14 protein-coding genes are annotated in these 16665 nt (G+C 35.1%); 7 read left to right on the top strand and 7 right to left on the bottom strand.

Translation table 11 applies throughout. The annotated features are described in order from the left end of the window. Positions 1-271 precede the first annotated feature (271 nt). The 3 genes from BW932_RS11545 to msrB form a co-directional block, all read right to left on the bottom strand. Positions 272-871, bottom strand: coding sequence for a DUF2911 domain-containing protein (locus tag BW932_RS11545; RefSeq protein ID WP_076387706.1), 600 nt, complete (start codon positions 869-871; stop codon positions 272-274). A 117-nt stretch (positions 872-988) separates the two neighbouring features. Continuing rightward, positions 989-1564: a fasciclin domain-containing protein gene (locus tag BW932_RS11540; RefSeq protein WP_185113919.1), complete on the bottom strand. Its 576-nt coding sequence runs from the start codon at positions 1562-1564 to the stop codon at positions 989-991. A 71-nt stretch (positions 1565-1635) separates the two neighbouring features. After that, a complete protein-coding gene (gene msrB, locus BW932_RS11535; protein ID WP_076387704.1) occupies positions 1636-2172 on the bottom strand; it encodes a peptide-methionine (R)-S-oxide reductase MsrB in 537 nt (178 codons plus the stop codon). Positions 2173-2264: 92 nt separating this feature from the next. On the opposite strand from msrB, the gene BW932_RS11530 reads away from it, so the two are divergent. Both BW932_RS11530 and BW932_RS11525 read left to right on the top strand, forming a co-directional pair. Continuing rightward, positions 2265-2840 carry an RNA polymerase sigma factor gene (locus tag BW932_RS11530; protein ID WP_076387701.1) on the top strand — a complete coding sequence of 192 codons (576 nt, stop codon included), beginning with the start codon at positions 2265-2267 and terminating at the stop codon, positions 2838-2840. A 2-nt stretch (positions 2841-2842) separates the two neighbouring features. Further along, positions 2843-3619, top strand: a complete 777-nt coding sequence (locus BW932_RS11525) for an anti-sigma factor (RefSeq protein ID WP_076387699.1) — start codon at positions 2843-2845, stop codon at positions 3617-3619. A 432-nt stretch (positions 3620-4051) separates the two neighbouring features. Here BW932_RS11525 and carB read toward each other — a convergent pair whose 3' ends face one another. The 4 genes from carB to BW932_RS11505 all read right to left on the bottom strand — a co-directional run bounded on the left by carB (position 4052) and on the right by BW932_RS11505 (position 9747). After that, on the bottom strand, positions 4052-7234 hold the full coding sequence (gene carB, locus BW932_RS11520; RefSeq protein ID WP_076387698.1) for a carbamoyl-phosphate synthase large subunit: 3183 nt from the start codon (positions 7232-7234) through the stop codon (positions 4052-4054). A 43-nt stretch (positions 7235-7277) separates the two neighbouring features. Continuing rightward, positions 7278-7640, bottom strand: a complete 363-nt coding sequence (locus BW932_RS11515) for a four helix bundle protein (RefSeq protein ID WP_076387696.1) — start codon at positions 7638-7640, stop codon at positions 7278-7280. A gap of 34 nt (positions 7641-7674) precedes the next feature. Next, entirely contained in the window at positions 7675-8757 is a 1083-nt protein-coding gene (locus BW932_RS11510; RefSeq protein ID WP_076387694.1) for a carbamoyl phosphate synthase small subunit, read from the bottom strand. 96 nt (positions 8758-8853) lie between these two features. Beyond that, complete coding sequence (locus BW932_RS11505) at positions 8854-9747, bottom strand: aspartate carbamoyltransferase catalytic subunit (protein ID WP_076387692.1); 894 nt, start codon at positions 9745-9747, stop codon at positions 8854-8856. Positions 9748-9977: 230 nt separating this feature from the next. Here BW932_RS11505 and BW932_RS11500 point away from each other — a divergent pair, with 230 nt between their 5' ends. From BW932_RS11500 to BW932_RS11475, 5 genes are all read left to right on the top strand, one after another. Continuing rightward, positions 9978-10394 carry an IS1/IS1595 family N-terminal zinc-binding domain-containing protein gene (locus tag BW932_RS11500; protein WP_076387690.1) on the top strand — a complete coding sequence of 139 codons (417 nt, stop codon included), beginning with the start codon at positions 9978-9980 and terminating at the stop codon, positions 10392-10394. Positions 10395-10522: 128 nt separating this feature from the next. Beyond that, a complete protein-coding gene (locus tag BW932_RS11495; protein WP_076387688.1) occupies positions 10523-11842 on the top strand; it encodes a hypothetical protein in 1320 nt (439 codons plus the stop codon). A 28-nt stretch (positions 11843-11870) separates the two neighbouring features. Then, positions 11871-13448, top strand: a complete 1578-nt coding sequence (locus BW932_RS11490) for an MFS transporter (protein WP_076387686.1) — start codon at positions 11871-11873, stop codon at positions 13446-13448. A 19-nt stretch (positions 13449-13467) separates the two neighbouring features. Beyond that, complete coding sequence (locus tag BW932_RS11485) at positions 13468-13695, top strand: DUF6814 family protein (protein WP_076387684.1); 228 nt, start codon at positions 13468-13470, stop codon at positions 13693-13695. Positions 13696-13969: 274 nt separating this feature from the next. Further along, the gene (locus BW932_RS11475) at positions 13970-16660 is read left to right on the top strand and encodes an ATP-binding protein (RefSeq protein WP_076387680.1); all 2691 of its coding nucleotides are present in this window, start codon (positions 13970-13972) and stop codon (positions 16658-16660) included. Positions 16661-16665 lie beyond the last annotated feature (5 nt).

Genomic DNA, 16665 nt, shown 5'->3' with positions numbered 1-16665 from the left:
TTTTAATGAAAGGAAGAGCATTTAATTCTGAATCAAGCCTTGAGTTTTACTCTGAGCGGAACATAGTTTAATTAAATGCTTTTCTCTTTCTAAATTTAATAATTTTATCGATTACAAATCTAAAGGAACGGAAATCCTTTTTTGCCTCAAAAAAGATTGGGAGTGGAAGTCGGTCCCGATAATCCCGAAAGCTTTCGGGATCGGGAAAGACGCCCAAAAAACAATTATCTACTATTTTATGAAAAAAAAATGAACCGAAGTTCACTTTTTTTTATTTTTTCGCAGCGGCATCTTTTTCGATTTGCTTGATATCATTTAGTTTTTCAATAATTTTCAAAATGGTTTCAGGTTTTGCTTCTTTAATAGGAATCAGTACTTGAGTCATGTCCCATTTCATGATCATATTCGCGGAATGATCATCTACAGGTTGCAAAGAAATTTCAAAATATTCTTGTTTATCCCCTAATTTTTGAACAGGAACGGAAACTTCTGCAATGTTCATCTTTTCATTATATTCATAAGCTCCCCATTGATTTGCAACAGAATTTAGCATAATTTTCCACTCTTTTTCGGTTGGTGTTACAAATAAACTATACGATCCTGCGCTCACTATTTTTCCACCAAAATTTACATTTTGGCTAAAAGTAATTTTTGTTGCCGCATTTGCTCCTGCTCGCCAAACTTGATTGAAAGGAACGAGATCGCCAAAAATTTTGCGACCTTTCACACCTGGTCTTCCGTACTCCACTGAAATTTTGGAGAGTGAAAATTGTTGCTCAATCGATTGTTTTGGACTTGCAGCAGGTTTTGACCATTGGGAATAAGCGGTTACTGAAACTGCTAAAAATGCCGTAAGAAGTAATTTTTTCATAAAATATTTAATTTGGATAAAGATAATAAAAAGTAGAGAATATTTTTGAAGTCTGTATAAAAACAAAGCCACTTCAACCGAAATTGAAGTGGCCCCATTAAAAATAAAACTATGAAACTATGGCATCAAAACCGTATCGATTACGTGAATTACGCCATTTGACTGATTAACATCTGCTGTTGTAATTTTAGCAGAGTTTCCTTTTGTATCTTTAACATACAAGTTCATTCCTTTCATCCAGAAAGTTAATTCTTCACCTTGAACTGTTTTTGCCATGTATTTTCCCCCATTTTTCTTCATCCAAGCCATCAAATCTTTAGAGGAAATTCTTCCTGGAACGACGTGATAGCTTAAGATTTTGGTAAGGGTTTCTTTATTTTCTGGCATTACCAATGTTTCCACTGTTCCTGCAGGTAATTTTTCAAATGCTGCATTGGTAGGAGCAAAAACGGTAAATGGTCCTTTGCTTTGTAAAGTTTCTACCAATCCTGCAGCTTTTACTGCGGCAACCAAAGTCGTGTGATCTTTGGAGTTAACTGCGTTTTCAATAATGTTTTTAGAAGGATACATTGGAGCTCCACCTACCATTACTGTTTTTTCTTTTTTAGCCATCTTTTGTGCATTGGCTGTGTTTCCGATTGCTAAAGTCATTGTTAGAGCTAAAGCGGCTGTTGTGATTTTTAAGAAGTTCATAATAAAAAAATTTAATGTTAATTATATAATTTGTTGTTGCTATAATTTACGAGAACAATTTTCTTTTGGATTTAATTTTGTGATTTTTTTAACGGTTCGAATTCTAAAGCGATCGAATTCATGCAAAATCTTTTTCTTGTTGGTTTCGGACCGTCGTCGAATACGTGACCTAAATGAGCATCGCATCTGCCGCATTTTACTTCAGTTCTTACCATGTTGTAAGACTCATCTTTTTTATAAATGACAGATTTCGGTCGAATTGGTTCAAAAAAACTTGGCCAACCACAAGTACTACCAAATTTTGCATCGGAACGAAAGAGTGCATTTCCGCATGCTCCACAAAAATAATTTCCTTTCCCATCAAATTGATTGTACTTTCCGGTGAAGGCTTCTTCGGTTTCGCCCAATCGGGAAACAGAATATAAATCTCCGCCTAAAACTTTTTTCCACGTTGAATTTGGAATTTTTAATATTTGAGTATTCGTTCTGGAATAATAGGGATTTACGATGCTTTTTCCATTTACAACCTGAATTTTTTGCGCGTTTGTGCTATAAAAAAATCCTGAACCTAGAATTAGTAATGCTGCTGTTTTAATTATATTTTTCATTAGATGAAATTTTGTTGCAATTATTTACGATTGTAGAGATAAATTGGTTTTATTTTTGAATTTAAACTATATATTTGCCATTCCTAATCTATATGAAGAAAGTATCTCTTACTACCGAACAACTTGTTACCTTACTATTAAGTAGGGATGAGAAGGGATTCAATTATTTATATGACAATTATTCACCTGCATTTTATGGGGTGATTTTTCGTATTGTGAACTATGAAGAGGAAGCCAACGAAGTTTTGCAAGATACTTTTGTGAAAATATGGAATTCCATCACTTCTTTCGACCAAAATAAAGGAACACTTTACACCTGGATGCTCAATATTGCTAGAAATTCTGCAATCGATCGATTAAAATCAAAATCTTTTCAGAACGATTTACAAAACCAAAGCATTCCGGATTTCGTAGATGATAACAAGTCACTCTCTACGGAACAAAAACATGAGTTCAACGAAGTAGAGAAATTAGTGAACACATTGAAGTCGGATTATCGTATTTTGATCAACAAAGCTTATTTTGGAGGTTTTACTCAAGAAGAAATTGCAGAAGAACTAGGAATTCCTTTAGGAACCGTGAAAACAAGAACAAGAGCAGCATTATTAGAATTAAAAAATGTTTTGAGAGATTTTCAATTTGTTATTTTATTTTTTATACTTAAATAAAAGTGGATATTAAAAATTACATATCATCAGGAGTTATAGAAGACTACGTTTTGGGAAATATTTCTCAAGAGGAATCTTCTATTTTAGAATGCGTGATGGCCAATAATCCCGAAGTTAAAAGCGCAGTATTGGAATACCAACAAATTTTTGAAGAATTAGCGACCAAAACCGCCATCATACCTCCAACTCACCTTAAAGCGGAATTGCTGAAAAAATTAGATTTTTCAGTTCCAGCTGAAGTGAAGGGGAAAATTGTACCTCTGCATACAAACCGTGTGGAGCAAAAAACAACCAGCCAATTTCCAACGTGGATGAAAGCAGCATCTGTAGCAGTTTTATTTGGCTTAGGTTATTTGGGTTATGAAGTGGGTTCGAAATATGCAGAAATTGAAAAAATTGCTCAAAGTAACACGGAACTTTCCAAAAAAGTTTCTGGTTTAGAAGAAATGAATTCGATGCTTATGAATTCTAAAAAAATTGAGCTGAAAGGAGTTGAAAAACATCCGAATATGTTAGCTGAAGTTTATTGGGATTCTTCGAAAAAAGTCTACCTCGATATTAAAAATTTACCCGCAGCTCCGACTGGAAAACAATACCAATTGTGGGCAATCGTAGATGGAAAACCAGTAGATATGGGAATGTATGATTCGAAAAAATCAATTGCAATTCAAGCGATGAAATCAGTTGAAAATCCCCAAGCTTTTGCCATCACTCTTGAAAAAGAAGGCGGAAATCCTACACCAACAATGGAAGAAATGTATGTAATGGGAACGATTTAAAGAATCCCTATTATACGATTATAAAAGCAACCGTTTCATGATTCAATGAAACGGTTTTTTTTATAATCCTTCTCGCTTAAAGGATCAATTTTGAAAAGTTCATCAATGATTATCAATATTCTTTCTCTAATTTTTAGGGAATACAAAAACGTACGCAAATGGAATAAATTTTAATGAAACGCATTCAGCGAAACTCCGTAAGCTTGTTACAAAAGGCGAATTAAATTTGAAAGAATAAGGTTGCGTTGCAAGAAATTATCACATAAAATCAGTTCAAGAAGATAATTAGGAAGCCCTTGTAAATAATAAAATAGAATTTGGAAATCTCAAAAATGAGGTCAAAAATTAAAGGAAGCAGCTATAAAAAAATAAAAACGCCACAGATTAAAAAACCTGCGGCGTTGATTTATAGTAACATTTGCAATCCGAAACCTACATCATTTCCATTTTAAAACTCATGCTTTCGATCACTTTTAAAATCGCTTCAACGGTATCCATCGATGTTAAACATGGAACGCCATTTTCTACCGAAGTTCTCCTAATTTGGAAACCATCTCTTTCGGCTTGTTTTCCTTTGGTCATGGTGTTTACAATATATTGCACTTTTCCAGCTTGGATGAGATCGATCAGATTAATTTCAGGATTTTCCTCGATCTTGTAACCGATTTTTGTGCGAACACCGTTTTCTTCAAAATAATTGGCAGTTCCTTCGGTTGCCCAAATTTTGAAGCCTATTTCCTTGAATCTTCTGGCTAATTCGCAAGCTTCAGCTTTGTGTTTATCTGCAACTGTAAACAAAATGGCACCGTGCAGAGGAACTTTTCTTCCCGCGCCGATCAAACCTTTGTACAAAGCTTTTTCCAAGGTTATATCTTTTCCCATCACTTCTCCGGTCGATTTCATTTCTGGTCCGAGGGAAATATCAACTCTCGTTAATTTTGAGAAAGAGAAAACCGGAACTTTTACATAAACTCCGTCTTTCACAGGAGCCAAACCGTTTTTGTAACCTAAATCTTTTAATTTCTGTCCGAGAATAACTTTCGTGGCTAAATTTGCCATCGGAATTTCGGTAATTTTCGATAAAAAAGGAACGGTTCTACTCGATCTTGGATTCACTTCGATGACGTAAACTCCGCCTTGGTAAAGAACATATTGAATATTCATTAAACCAATGACATTCAATCCTTTCGCTAATCTTTCCGTATAATCAACCAAAGTAGCAATTTGCTCAGCGTTGATATTTTGCGGCGGATAAACGGCAATTGAATCTCCGGAATGAACTCCCGCTCTTTCGATATGCTCCATAATCCCTGGAATTACGACGGTTTCACCATCAGAAATGGCGTCAACTTCTACTTCTTTTCCAGTTAAATAGCGGTCGATCAAAATAGGATGTTCCGAATTTTCTTTTACTGCGTTCGTCATATAATGATCGAGTTCGTGCTCATCATAAACGATTTCCATGGCTCTTCCTCCCAAAACATAACTCGGACGAACCAAAACCGGGAAACCGATTTCATTCGCGATCATTAAAGCTTCTTCTTTTGTAAAACAGGTTTTTCCCAAAGGTTGCGGAATTCCCATTTCTTGTAAAGCGGCTTCAAATTTATTTCTGTTTTCGGCGCGATCCAGATCCTCGAGTGAAGTTCCTAAAATCTGAACGCCATGAGCTGCTAATTTATCAGCTAAATTAATGGCGGTTTGTCCACCAAACTGTACTACAACGCCTTTTGGTTTTTCCAATTCGATGATGTTCATCACATCTTCTTCCGTTAAAGGTTCAAAATAAAGTTTATCCGAAATCGAGAAATCTGTGGAAACGGTTTCTGGATTATTATTAATGATGATGGCTTCGTAACCCATTTCTTTGATCGCCCAAACCGAGTGAACTGTGGCGTAATCGAACTCTACACCTTGACCAATTCTGATTGGACCAGACCCCAAAACGATGATTTTTTCTTTACTGGAAGGAATACTTTCGTTTTCCTCTTCATACGTTCCGTAGAAATATGGCGTTTCACTTTCGAATTCTGCAGCGCAGGTATCGACCATTTTGTAAACCGGCATTACGCCATTTTCTTTTCGGTATTCAAAAATTTCTTTTTGAGTAGAATTCCATAAAGTTGCGATGCTAAGATCCGAAAAACCTAATTTCTTGGCTTCTAATAAGGTATTTTTATTAAATTTATTTTCAGCAATAACTTTTTCGAAATCGATGAGTTTTTTAATTTTCCAGATAAAGAACTTATCGATCTTACTCCACTCTACTATTTTTTGCCAGTCGTAACCACGTCTTAAAGCGTCTCCGATAATAAACAAACGTTCATCATCACAAACGCGGATTCGTCTTTCGATTTCTTCTTCAGTTAAAGCTGCAGCGTCTTTCGTTTTCAAACCAATATGTCTTAAACCCGTTTCTAAAGATCGGATGGCTTTTTGCAAAGATTCTTCGAAGTTTCTACCGATTGCCATTACTTCTCCGGTTGCTTTCATTTGGGTTGAAAGTCTGCGATCCGCAGTTTCAAATTTATCAAAAGGAAAACGCGGAAATTTCGTTACGACGTAATCCAAAGCAGGTTCAAAACAAGCGTAAGAAGTTCCGGTGACAGGATTCATGATTTCATCTAACGTTAATCCCACCGCAATTTTTGCTGCAATTTTTGCAATCGGATAACCTGTTGCTTTACTCGCCAAAGCCGATGAACGCGAAACTCTTGGATTTACTTCGATGATATAATAATCGTAAGAATGTGGATCTAAAGCCAATTGAACATTACAGCCACCTTCAATTCCTAAAGCGCGAATAATTTTTAATGAAGAATTTCTGAGCATTTGATATTCTCTGTCAGAAAGCGTTTGCGAAGGTGCAACCACAATGGAATCTCCAGTATGAATTCCGACCGGATCGATGTTTTCCATATTACAAACCACGATCGCATTGTCGTTTTTGTCACGCATTACTTCGTATTCAATTTCCTTGAAACCGGCAATTGATTTTTCGATCAGACATTGGGTAACAGGAGAATATTTTAAACCGAAACTTGCAATTTCTTTCAGTTCATCGTCGTTATTTGCAATTCCACCACCGGTTCCGCCCATGGTAAAAGCGGGACGAACAATCACGGGATAACCAATGTTGTGCGCAAATTCCAAAGCTGCTTGAACGGTATTTACAATATCTGAATCCGGAACAGGTTCGTTCAATTCGTGCATTAAATTCCGGAACAAATCGCGGTCTTCCGCTTGATTGATGGCAGAAAGTTTGGTTCCTAAAACCTCCACTTTACATTCTTCAAGGATTCCAGAATTTTCTAATTCTACGGCCATATTTAAACCGGTTTGTCCACCCAAAGTTGGCAAAAGCGCATCTGGACGTTCTTTGCGGATAATTCTGGAAACAAATTCAAGTGAAATTGGCTCGATATATACTTTATCGGCAATTTCCACATCCGTCATAATCGTTGCCGGATTGGAATTAATGAGGATCACTTTATAGCCTTCTTCTCTTAAAGACAAGCAAGCCTGCGTTCCTGCGTAATCAAATTCTGCGGCCTGTCCGATGATGATTGGACCGGAACCGATCACTAATATGGTTTTTATGTCTGTTCTTTTCATATATTTAATATAACAATGTAGCAGTTTAACAGTGTAACAATATTTACAATATGTTTTCCTTTGATAAACTCGTACTTAAAATCTTGTAAATAATTTTTCCTATTTCTGTAATTTGCGATTCTAAATTTTCATTGAATGGATAATTTTTAGAATGTTTGCACAAATACAACCAATATTTGGTTTCTTCTAATTCTTTGGCTGCAATTTTTATTTTGTTGATGAAATCTTTTTTGCTGTACGGATTTTGAGCCTCAAATGAATTTGCTCCAATGCTCGTTCCAGAACGTAATAATTGTTTTGAGATAACGTATTTTTTCTTCTCATCCAATAATTCACAATAATCAATTATATCTAAAGAAAATTGAACCGTTTTTGTAATTAAAGGATTATTCTCAAAATTGATCATATTATTTTTTTTTAATTGTCAAATTTTTAAATTGTTACACTGTTACATTTTTAAATTGGTACATCATATCAATGAATTCATCGAAGAGGTAATTCGCATCTTCTGGTCCTGGACTTGCTTCTGGATGATATTGCACGGAAAAACACGGGTGAATTTTATGTTTGAAACCTTCGTTGGTTCTGTCATTTAATGCGATATGCGTTTCTTCTAAATCGGTGTTTTTTAAAGATTCCTGATCTACGGCGTAACCATGATTTTGGGAAGTAATCGCGACTTTATTTTTCTTTATATTTAAAACCGGATGATTTCCGCCACGATGACCAAATTTTAGTTTGAAAGTTGTGGCGCCACAAGCTAAACCAATCAATTGATGTCCCAAACAAATCCCAAAAATTGGAATTTTTCCTAATAAATCTTGAATCATTTTGGTAGCTCCATGAACATCCTGTGGATCTCCGGGACCATTGGAAAGCATTACTCCATCTGGATCGATCATAAGAATTTCTTCCGCAGTGGTATTTTGAGAAACCACGATAACGTCACAATCTCTTCGGGTTAATTCCCGCAAAATTCCCAGTTTGGAACCGTAGTCAACCAAAACAACCTTCAAACCTCTTCCTGGACTTGCATAGGCGGTTTTCGTAGAAACCTGTATCACTTGATCCGTAGATAAAATGGTGTTTTTCATTGATTCAATGACTTCCTTATCATCTACATCGTGGTGAACGATTCTTCCTTTTACACTGCCGAAATTTCTAAGAACTCTGGTTAATCTCCGCGTGTCAACTCCAGAAATTCCTGATAATTTTCTTTTTAGAAAAAATTCATTTAAGCTCATTTGACTTCTAAAATTGGAAGGAAAATCACAAACTTCTTTCACGATTAAACCTTTAATTGCAGGTTCTATACTTTCGTAATCATCCCGATTGATTCCATAATTTCCGATGAGTGGATACGTCATACAAACAATTTGTCCGCAATACGATGGATCCGAAATTAATTCCTGATAACCAGTCATTCCCGTATTAAAAACTACTTCACCTTCAATTTCAAGGTCTCTTCCGAAACTATTTCCGTAAAAAACTTCTCCTGATTCTAATATTAATTTCTTTTTCATTTTTATTTTTTTGTACAAAGTATCATGTAAAAAGTACCATGTAGTTTATTCTAAAAGTAATTGCAATATGTACATTATACACTGTACTTTTTACATTTATTTAAACTCAAATCCCTTTTCTTCCAATGCGGTTTTCAAAATGGCCATTCTTGCAAAAACGCCGTTTTCCATTTGTTTGAAAATTCTGGAGCGTTTGCATTCTACCAATTCATCAGCGATTTCCACCCCTCTGTTAATCGGCGCTGGATGCATAATGATGGCGTTTTTCTTCATCTTTTTTTCCCGTTCTACAGTTAAACCAAATTTTTTGTGATATTTTTCTGGAGAAAATTTCACCTTTTCTTCGTCGTGTCTTTCGTGCTGAATTCTCAGTAACATTAAAACATCAACTTCTTTTATCAAATCATCAATATCTAAATAGGTTCCATTAATGATTGCACCTTCGTCAAACCATTTTTCGGGTCCGGAAAAATAGACTTTTGACCCTAATTTTCTCAAAACTTCGGCATTTGAATTAGCAACTCTGCTGTGTTTTACATCTCCCACGATTCCAACTTTCAATCCATTAAATTTCCCGAATTCCTGATGAATGGTCATTAAATCTAAAATATTTTGAGAAGGATGGTTTCCCGTTCCATCGCCACCGTTGATTATTGAGATATCGATACCTTCAAATTCATTGTAATACTTTTCCTTTTTATGACGGATCACACAAAGATCAATTCCTATACTTTTCAAAGTTTTTACGGTATCATAAAGGGATTCACCTTTGTTAACAGAGCTTGCGGAAACATCGAAAGGAACTACATGTAATCCTAATTTCCGCTGAGCAACGTCAAAACTGGTTTTGGTTCGGGTGCTGTCTTCAAAAAAAAGATTGGAAACAAAAATTTCAGTTTTCGCTTTTGAAACTTTTCCTTTGGAGAATTCACCTGCTTGCTGAAGGAGATTATTAATTTCTTCTACTGATAAATCGGCGGTTCTGAACATAATTTTAGATTTTAAAACAAAAAAAAACGAAGCCAAAATGACTTCGTTGTGTTAATAAATATCGTGAATATCGGCATTACTGCCTTTGTATAAATCGTCTAATGGAAATACTCTTTTCATTAGGTGCAAAGATAGAATTTTAATTTACATCTCAAAAACTAAGGATGAAATTTATGTCGCTTTATACAAATATTGCTAATTTATTATATATTTGCTAAAAAGATATAGTTATGCCAAATTCCTGTCCGAAATGCAACGAACAAAACATTGTTAAAAGTGGAATTATCAATGAAAGACAACGGTTTTTGTGCAAAGACTGCAACTATTATTTCACTGTAAAGAAATTAGGAAAACAGATTGATGATTATATTGTTACCAAAGCATTACAACTATATCTAGAAGGTTTAAGCTACAGAGAAATTGAAAGAATCATTGGTGTTTCCCACAATACCGTAAGTTCCTGGATCAAGAAGTATAATATTACGCGACCACCTCATTCCGATTTTCATCCGGTATACAAAGTTTTCAAACAAACTGAATTGGTGGAATACATGTCTAAAGAGGAAAATTTAAAAGGTTCCGGACTCGTTATCACTGAGTTTGGAGATAAATACATGATGATAAAATGGGAACGATTCAAAAAGTAAAACCACATTTTCCAGAAATTTTTAATTAAAACTATATTCATTACACTGATATATATTACATTTCTTCAATTAAAATTTTAGTTTCAATTTCGTTTTCACAAAAAAAACAAACTAAAACATATTAATCTATGAAGAAATCAACAATTTTATTAGGAATCGTTTCTTCTCTTTGGTTATCTAATCATTTTAAGGGGCAAGAAACTCCCTCAAATAAAGATTTACTAAAAAGAATCGAAGCATTAGAAGCAGAAAAAGCAAAACCAAAGGAATGGGACGCTACATTATACGGTTGGGTAAGAACAGAATATAACTTTGATAGCCGCCAATCTGCGTATGCAAGAGAATACAATCTTAATCTTTATCCGCTAGATGAAAAATTAGATGCTAATGGAAAAGACATCAATGGAGCGGGTGCGAGTAACTTTTTAGCAATTACTTCTAGAGTTGGTGTTAAATTTAAAGGTCCAGATGTTTGGGGAGCAAAAGCGAGCGGAAACATTGAAGCAGATTTTTTCGGGAATACAGAATTGAATAAAACTTCAGCCGGAAGCGGAAGTATCGGTTTGCTGAGACTTCGACATGCAACTGCAACTTTAGCCTGGCCAAAAACTGCGGTGACTTTCGGGCAAACTTGGTATCCAACATTTGTTCCGGATGTCTTTCCTGGAGTTGCCAATTTTAATACCGGAATTATGTTCAATCCTTTTGGTTGGGCTGGACAAATTAAAGTGGCTCAAAAATTAAGTTCAGATTTAACTTTAAGTGTCGTTGCCTACAAAGACCGGGAATTTCAAACGGCAAATGCAACTGGAGCTTCTACAAACAGTGCAACCTTTAACTCTTCAATGCCCACTTTTCACGGGCAACTTCAATACAAAAAGAAAAACATCACCGCTGGAATCGGCGCAGAATATCAGTCTTTAAAACCCGTGATCGAATCAGGTGGTTTGGCTTCCGATGAAACGGTAAATTCTGGAATGTATTTCGGGTATTTCAAATATGCGAATGAAAAAATAATCACCAAATTTTACGGAATTTCTGGTGGAAATCTTCACCACTTGGTAATGCTTGGAGGTTTTGCAGGATACACCGAATCTAATGGTCAGGAATCTTATAAACCCACCAAAACATCGGCGTTCTGGGTAGATATTGCAAGTGCAAATGCGAAAATTGCTCCGGGTGTTTTCTTTGGGTACACCAAAAACGATGGAGTTGATTCAGGTTACAAAAATTTATACATCAGAGGTGCTTCTGCAGGAAGAGTGATTGATAATGTTTGGCGCGCTTCAGCACGAGTGGATTTCAAACAGAATAAGTTTAGTGTTTCTCCGGAAATCGAATATACATCAGCAAAATGGGGCGATGTAAATGCAGAAGGAAAAGCTCAAAACAATCTAAAAGAAGTCGGTAATTTCCGTGGAATGGTAAGAGTAATGTACTCATTTTAATTAAACAAAAATTTTAAAAATAGCGAATATGGATAATTCTACACAAAAAAAATCCTCAATTTTCAGCGTAATAACCGCCTCTTCTGTAGGTACGATGATTGAATGGTATGACTTTTATATTTTCGGGAGTTTGGCAACAATTATCTCCATTAAATTCTTTCCGCCAGGAAATGAAACTGCCGCTTTTCTTTCAACTTTGGCAACTTTCGCCGCTGGTTTTGTGGTACGACCATTTGGTGCCTTGTTTTTCGGAAGATTAGGTGATTTAATTGGTCGGAAATTTACTTTCATGCTTACTTTATTATTGATGGGTGGAGCAACTTTTCTAATTGGTTGTATTCCAGCTTACGAAACGATTGGTTTTATGGCGCCGGTTTTAATTTTAACTTTAAGATTATTGCAAGGTTTGGCATTGGGTGGTGAATATGGTGGTGCTGCAACTTATGTCGCAGAACATTCGCCGAAGGGAAAAAGAGGATTTATGACTTCCTGGATACAAACTACCGCAACGGTAGGACTTTTCATCTCATTAGTGGTGATTATGTTGACCAAATATTCCATGTCTAAAGAAGCATTTTTAAATTGGGGATGGCGTGTTCCGTTTTGGGTTTCTATCGTCATGATTGCCGTTTCATTTATCATCAGAAGAAAAATGGCAGAGTCTCCAGTTTTTGCAAAAGCGAAAGAAGAAGGCAAAACTTCGACGAATCCATTAAAAGAATCTTTCGGAAATAAATACAATTTCAAATTTGTTTTATTGGCATTATTTGGTGCAGTAATGGGACAAGGTGTTGTGTGGTACACCGGACAATTCTATGCAATGAGTTTCTTGGAAAAAGTAATGGGATTATCAGAGCAAGTAGGTTCCATAATGCTTTGGGGAATTGCTTTTGCTACACCGTTTTTCTTGTTCTTCGGTTGGTTAAGTGATAAAATAGGTAGAAAATGGATTATGATGACGGGTATTTTCATCGCCATTATTTCGTACAGACCTATCTATGAAAGCATGTACCAAATTAACGATGTAAAAAATAAAACTGAAATTGTAGCTAAAGCAGCTAAAAGTGCAGAAATTAAAATCGTAAATGAAACGTTAAGTGACAGTGTTTATGTCACCTCCAAAGCGTTTACCGATGGAACTACCTGGAAAGAAACCAAAACATTTCCATTAAACAGCCAAAAACAAGTAATTCTAAATGATAAAGGCGAGAAAAAAATGGATGTGAAAATTGAGGCAACCGTGAATTCTGCAGGAAAATGGACTTTGATTTTTTGGATTTTTGTACAGATCTTTTTTGTAACCATGGTTTACGGACCTATTGCAGCATTTTTGGTGGAGATGTTCCCAGTACAAATTCGTTACACTTCAATGTCTTTACCTTATCATATCGGAAATGGAATTTTCGGAGGATTATTGCCCGCAATTGCAACAGCTTTAGTTTTAAATGCGAAAACCGCTAATAAAATTGCTGAAGCTGCAGGACTAGGAATTCCGTTTGACAAACCTTATCTGGAAGGACTTTGGTACCCGATCATTATTGGAGCCGTGAGTTTATGCATTGGAATTGTTTACTTGAAAAATAAAAATAACACCGCACACGATTAATATTGTAAAATTAGAAATTATGAATATTTTAAAAAAGTTTTTAGGAGTAGTTTGGATCGCAATGGCGCTTTTTGCAGGCTATTACCTTTTAGAAGAACAGTCTTTACCGAAATTTAAAACAGGTAAAACAGAAGATTTAATTCCTGCAATTATTTATACCTTTATACTCTTACCAATTATTGTTGGTGGATTAGGAGTTTTCGGTTGGTATTCTTTGCAAGGAGAATATTCCGATGACAAATTGTAAAAATGAAATCTTAAATGAGATGATCAGGTTTCAGGGAGAACATTTTTCCCTGAAACTTTTATAAATACTAAATCAATTTCTTCGGCGATGAAAAAAAGACATCAACAAAAACTGGTTATTCTAAGCATTGCATTATTAATTTTGTTTAATGCACCCGTTTTGTTACTGTTCAATAATCCAAAGATCGGAGTTGGTTTGCCGCTGATTTATATCTACCTTTTTCTTGTTTGGGGCGCATCTTGTGTCAGTTCATTCTTGATTTTCAAAAAATATAATGAATAGTTATCTACTTTTCGCACTGGTTATTTTATACCTCGGAATTCTATTTTTCATTGCCTATTTCGCAGAGAAAAAAAGAAGCAGTTTCTGGGTAAACAATCCGTACGTTTATTCCCTTTCTTTGGCGGTTTACTGTTCCGCGTGGACCTACTATGGAAGCATCGGAGTTGCCGCAAATCAAGGGTTAGAATATATGGCGATTTATGTGGGACCTATCATTATCATTCCTTCCTGGATTTATTTAAATTCAAAAATTATCAGAATTTCCCGCGTGAATAAAATCAGCAGTATTGCAGATTTCATCGGTTTACGCTACGGAAACAGCAGATCTTTAAGTGCCATAATTGCTTTGGTTTGTATCCTCGCAATTATTCCTTACATCGCATTGCAAATCAAATCAATTTCAGAAACTTTTCACCTCATTACCGAAACTGAAAATTCCACCAGTATTTTATTCGATTCTTCCACGTATGTTGTCATCATTATCGCCTTGTTTTCAAGCTATTACGGGACAAAATATGTAGATGCTTCGGAAAAAAGACTCGGAATCATTTCGGCAGTCGCAGCTGAAAGTTTTTTTAAATTAATTTTCTTTGTTATTCTCGGTCTTTTTGTGGTTTACGGCGTTTTTAATGGTTTCGAAGATATTTACAGACAGGCAGAAAAACTACCAGATTTCGCTGCAAAAAATTCTTTCAACGGTTTGGAAGGAAGTTTCAATTGGTTCTTGATGCTCATGCTTTCCATGTCTGCAATTTTTCTTTTGCCAAGACAATTTCACACCGCAATTATTGAGAACAGAAAAGAAAAACACATCAAAACTGCTATTTGGCTCTTCCCACTTTATCTTTTGATTTTCAATTTTTTTGTTTTCCCGATTGCATGGGGCGGAAAAATTTTGTTTTTCGGTCAAGATGTAAATCCAGAGCTCTACTCTATTCTTATTCCCCAAAAATTTGGAAATATTTTTATTTCTACCTTGGTTTTTTTCGGCGGATTAAGTGCGTGTATTTCCATGATCATCATTTCCAGTATTTCGCTTTCTATTATGCTTTCAAACAACATTATTATACCTTACGGTTGGTTGGATAAATTTAAATCTGAAAACGACACAGACAATACCAAAAGTATTGTCAACATTAGAAAAGTCAGCATTTTTTTATTGATTATCAGTGGATTTATTTTTTATAAATATTTATTATTAGGCAAAAGTTTATTCAGCATCGGACTGGTTTCCTTTGTTTTGATCGCGCAATTAGGACCTTCCTTTTTTGGTGCTATTTTTTGGAGAAGAGGAACGTATGCAGGTTCGGTTTCCGGAATTATTGTTGGGGTTTTACTTTGCTTTTTAGGCTTAATTTTACCGAGTTTTTCCGAAAATTTTGTTCAAAGCGAATTTTATCAAAGTGAATTTTTCAGCTTTTTCAAAATCCCTTATTTATCGCCTATTACGCAGATTTTCTTTTGGAGCATGTTGGTCAATTCTGCTTTATTCATCTTAATTTCAGCGAACACTGTTTCTAATTATCGCGAAAGAAATTATGCCGAATTATATGTAGATATTGATGATTATATTCAAAATCACGAAAATGCTTATATCTGGAAAGGAACCGCAAATGTTTCCGATATTCAAAAGATTTTAGGTCGGTTTTTAGGTCAGAAGAAAACGGAGCAAGCGTTGAAAATCTTTAATTTAAAATATAACATCACCGATGAAAGTGATACTGCGGATTCCCGTTTTATCAAATTTTCCGAAAATCTTTTGAGCGGAAGAATCGGTACAGCTTCTGCAAAAATTTTAATTGAAGGAGTAACCAAAGAAGATAAAATTTCGCTCCCCGAAGTTTTACAAATTTTAGAAGAATCCAAAGAAAATATTTCCATCAATAAACAATTGAGTGAGCAATCTTCTCAATTGTTAAAATTATCGGGCGATTTGCAAGTTGCAAATATCAATCTTATCGAAAAAGATCAGCAGAAAGACGAATTTTTAGACAGCGTTGCTCATGAATTAAGAACTCCACTCACCGCGATCCGCGCTACAAGTGAAATTTTGTTGGATGATGAAGATATGCCCGCAGAATTAAAAAAAGATTTTCTGAAAAATATCATTTCAGAATCCGATCGTTTAAATGAAATCATCAATGATATTCTTTATCTGGATAAACTGGAAACTGGAACCATTTCGCTCCATATCAGTGAAAATAATATTATAGAAACGTTCAAAAAATCATTAAAACCCTTGCTTCATCTTTTTGATCAAAGGCATCTTCATCACTCGGAAGTTCATCTTTTGGAAAATGAAATTTATCGATTTGATGAACAAAGAATGATTCAGGTTTTCCAAAATATTCTTGGGAACGCCCTGAAATTTACCAATGAGCAGGGAATGATTCAAACCAAATTTCAGGAGAAAGATGATCAGCTAAAAATTTCCATATTCAACACTGGAAAAACGATTCCAGAAGAAGATCTGGAGTTTATTTTCGATAAATTTTATCAGTCGAAAAATCAAAATCTTCGCAAACCTATTGGGAGCGGTTTAGGTTTGGCGATTTGTAAAAAAATTATGATTGCCCAAAATGGAAATATTGAGGTGAAAAATAAAGAAATCGGTGTCAGCTTCGAGATTTATTTACCAAAAGAAAACGAGTCTGTACCAAATGCAGATGACCAAAATATGTAAGAAAT

Origin of the sequence: Kaistella chaponensis (assembly GCF_900156725.1) — a bacterium.
Lineage (GTDB): Bacteria > Bacteroidota > Bacteroidia > Flavobacteriales > Weeksellaceae > Kaistella > Kaistella chaponensis.
Note: the sequence above shows the minus strand (reverse complement) of the source record. Positions and strands in the feature narration are given on the sequence as shown.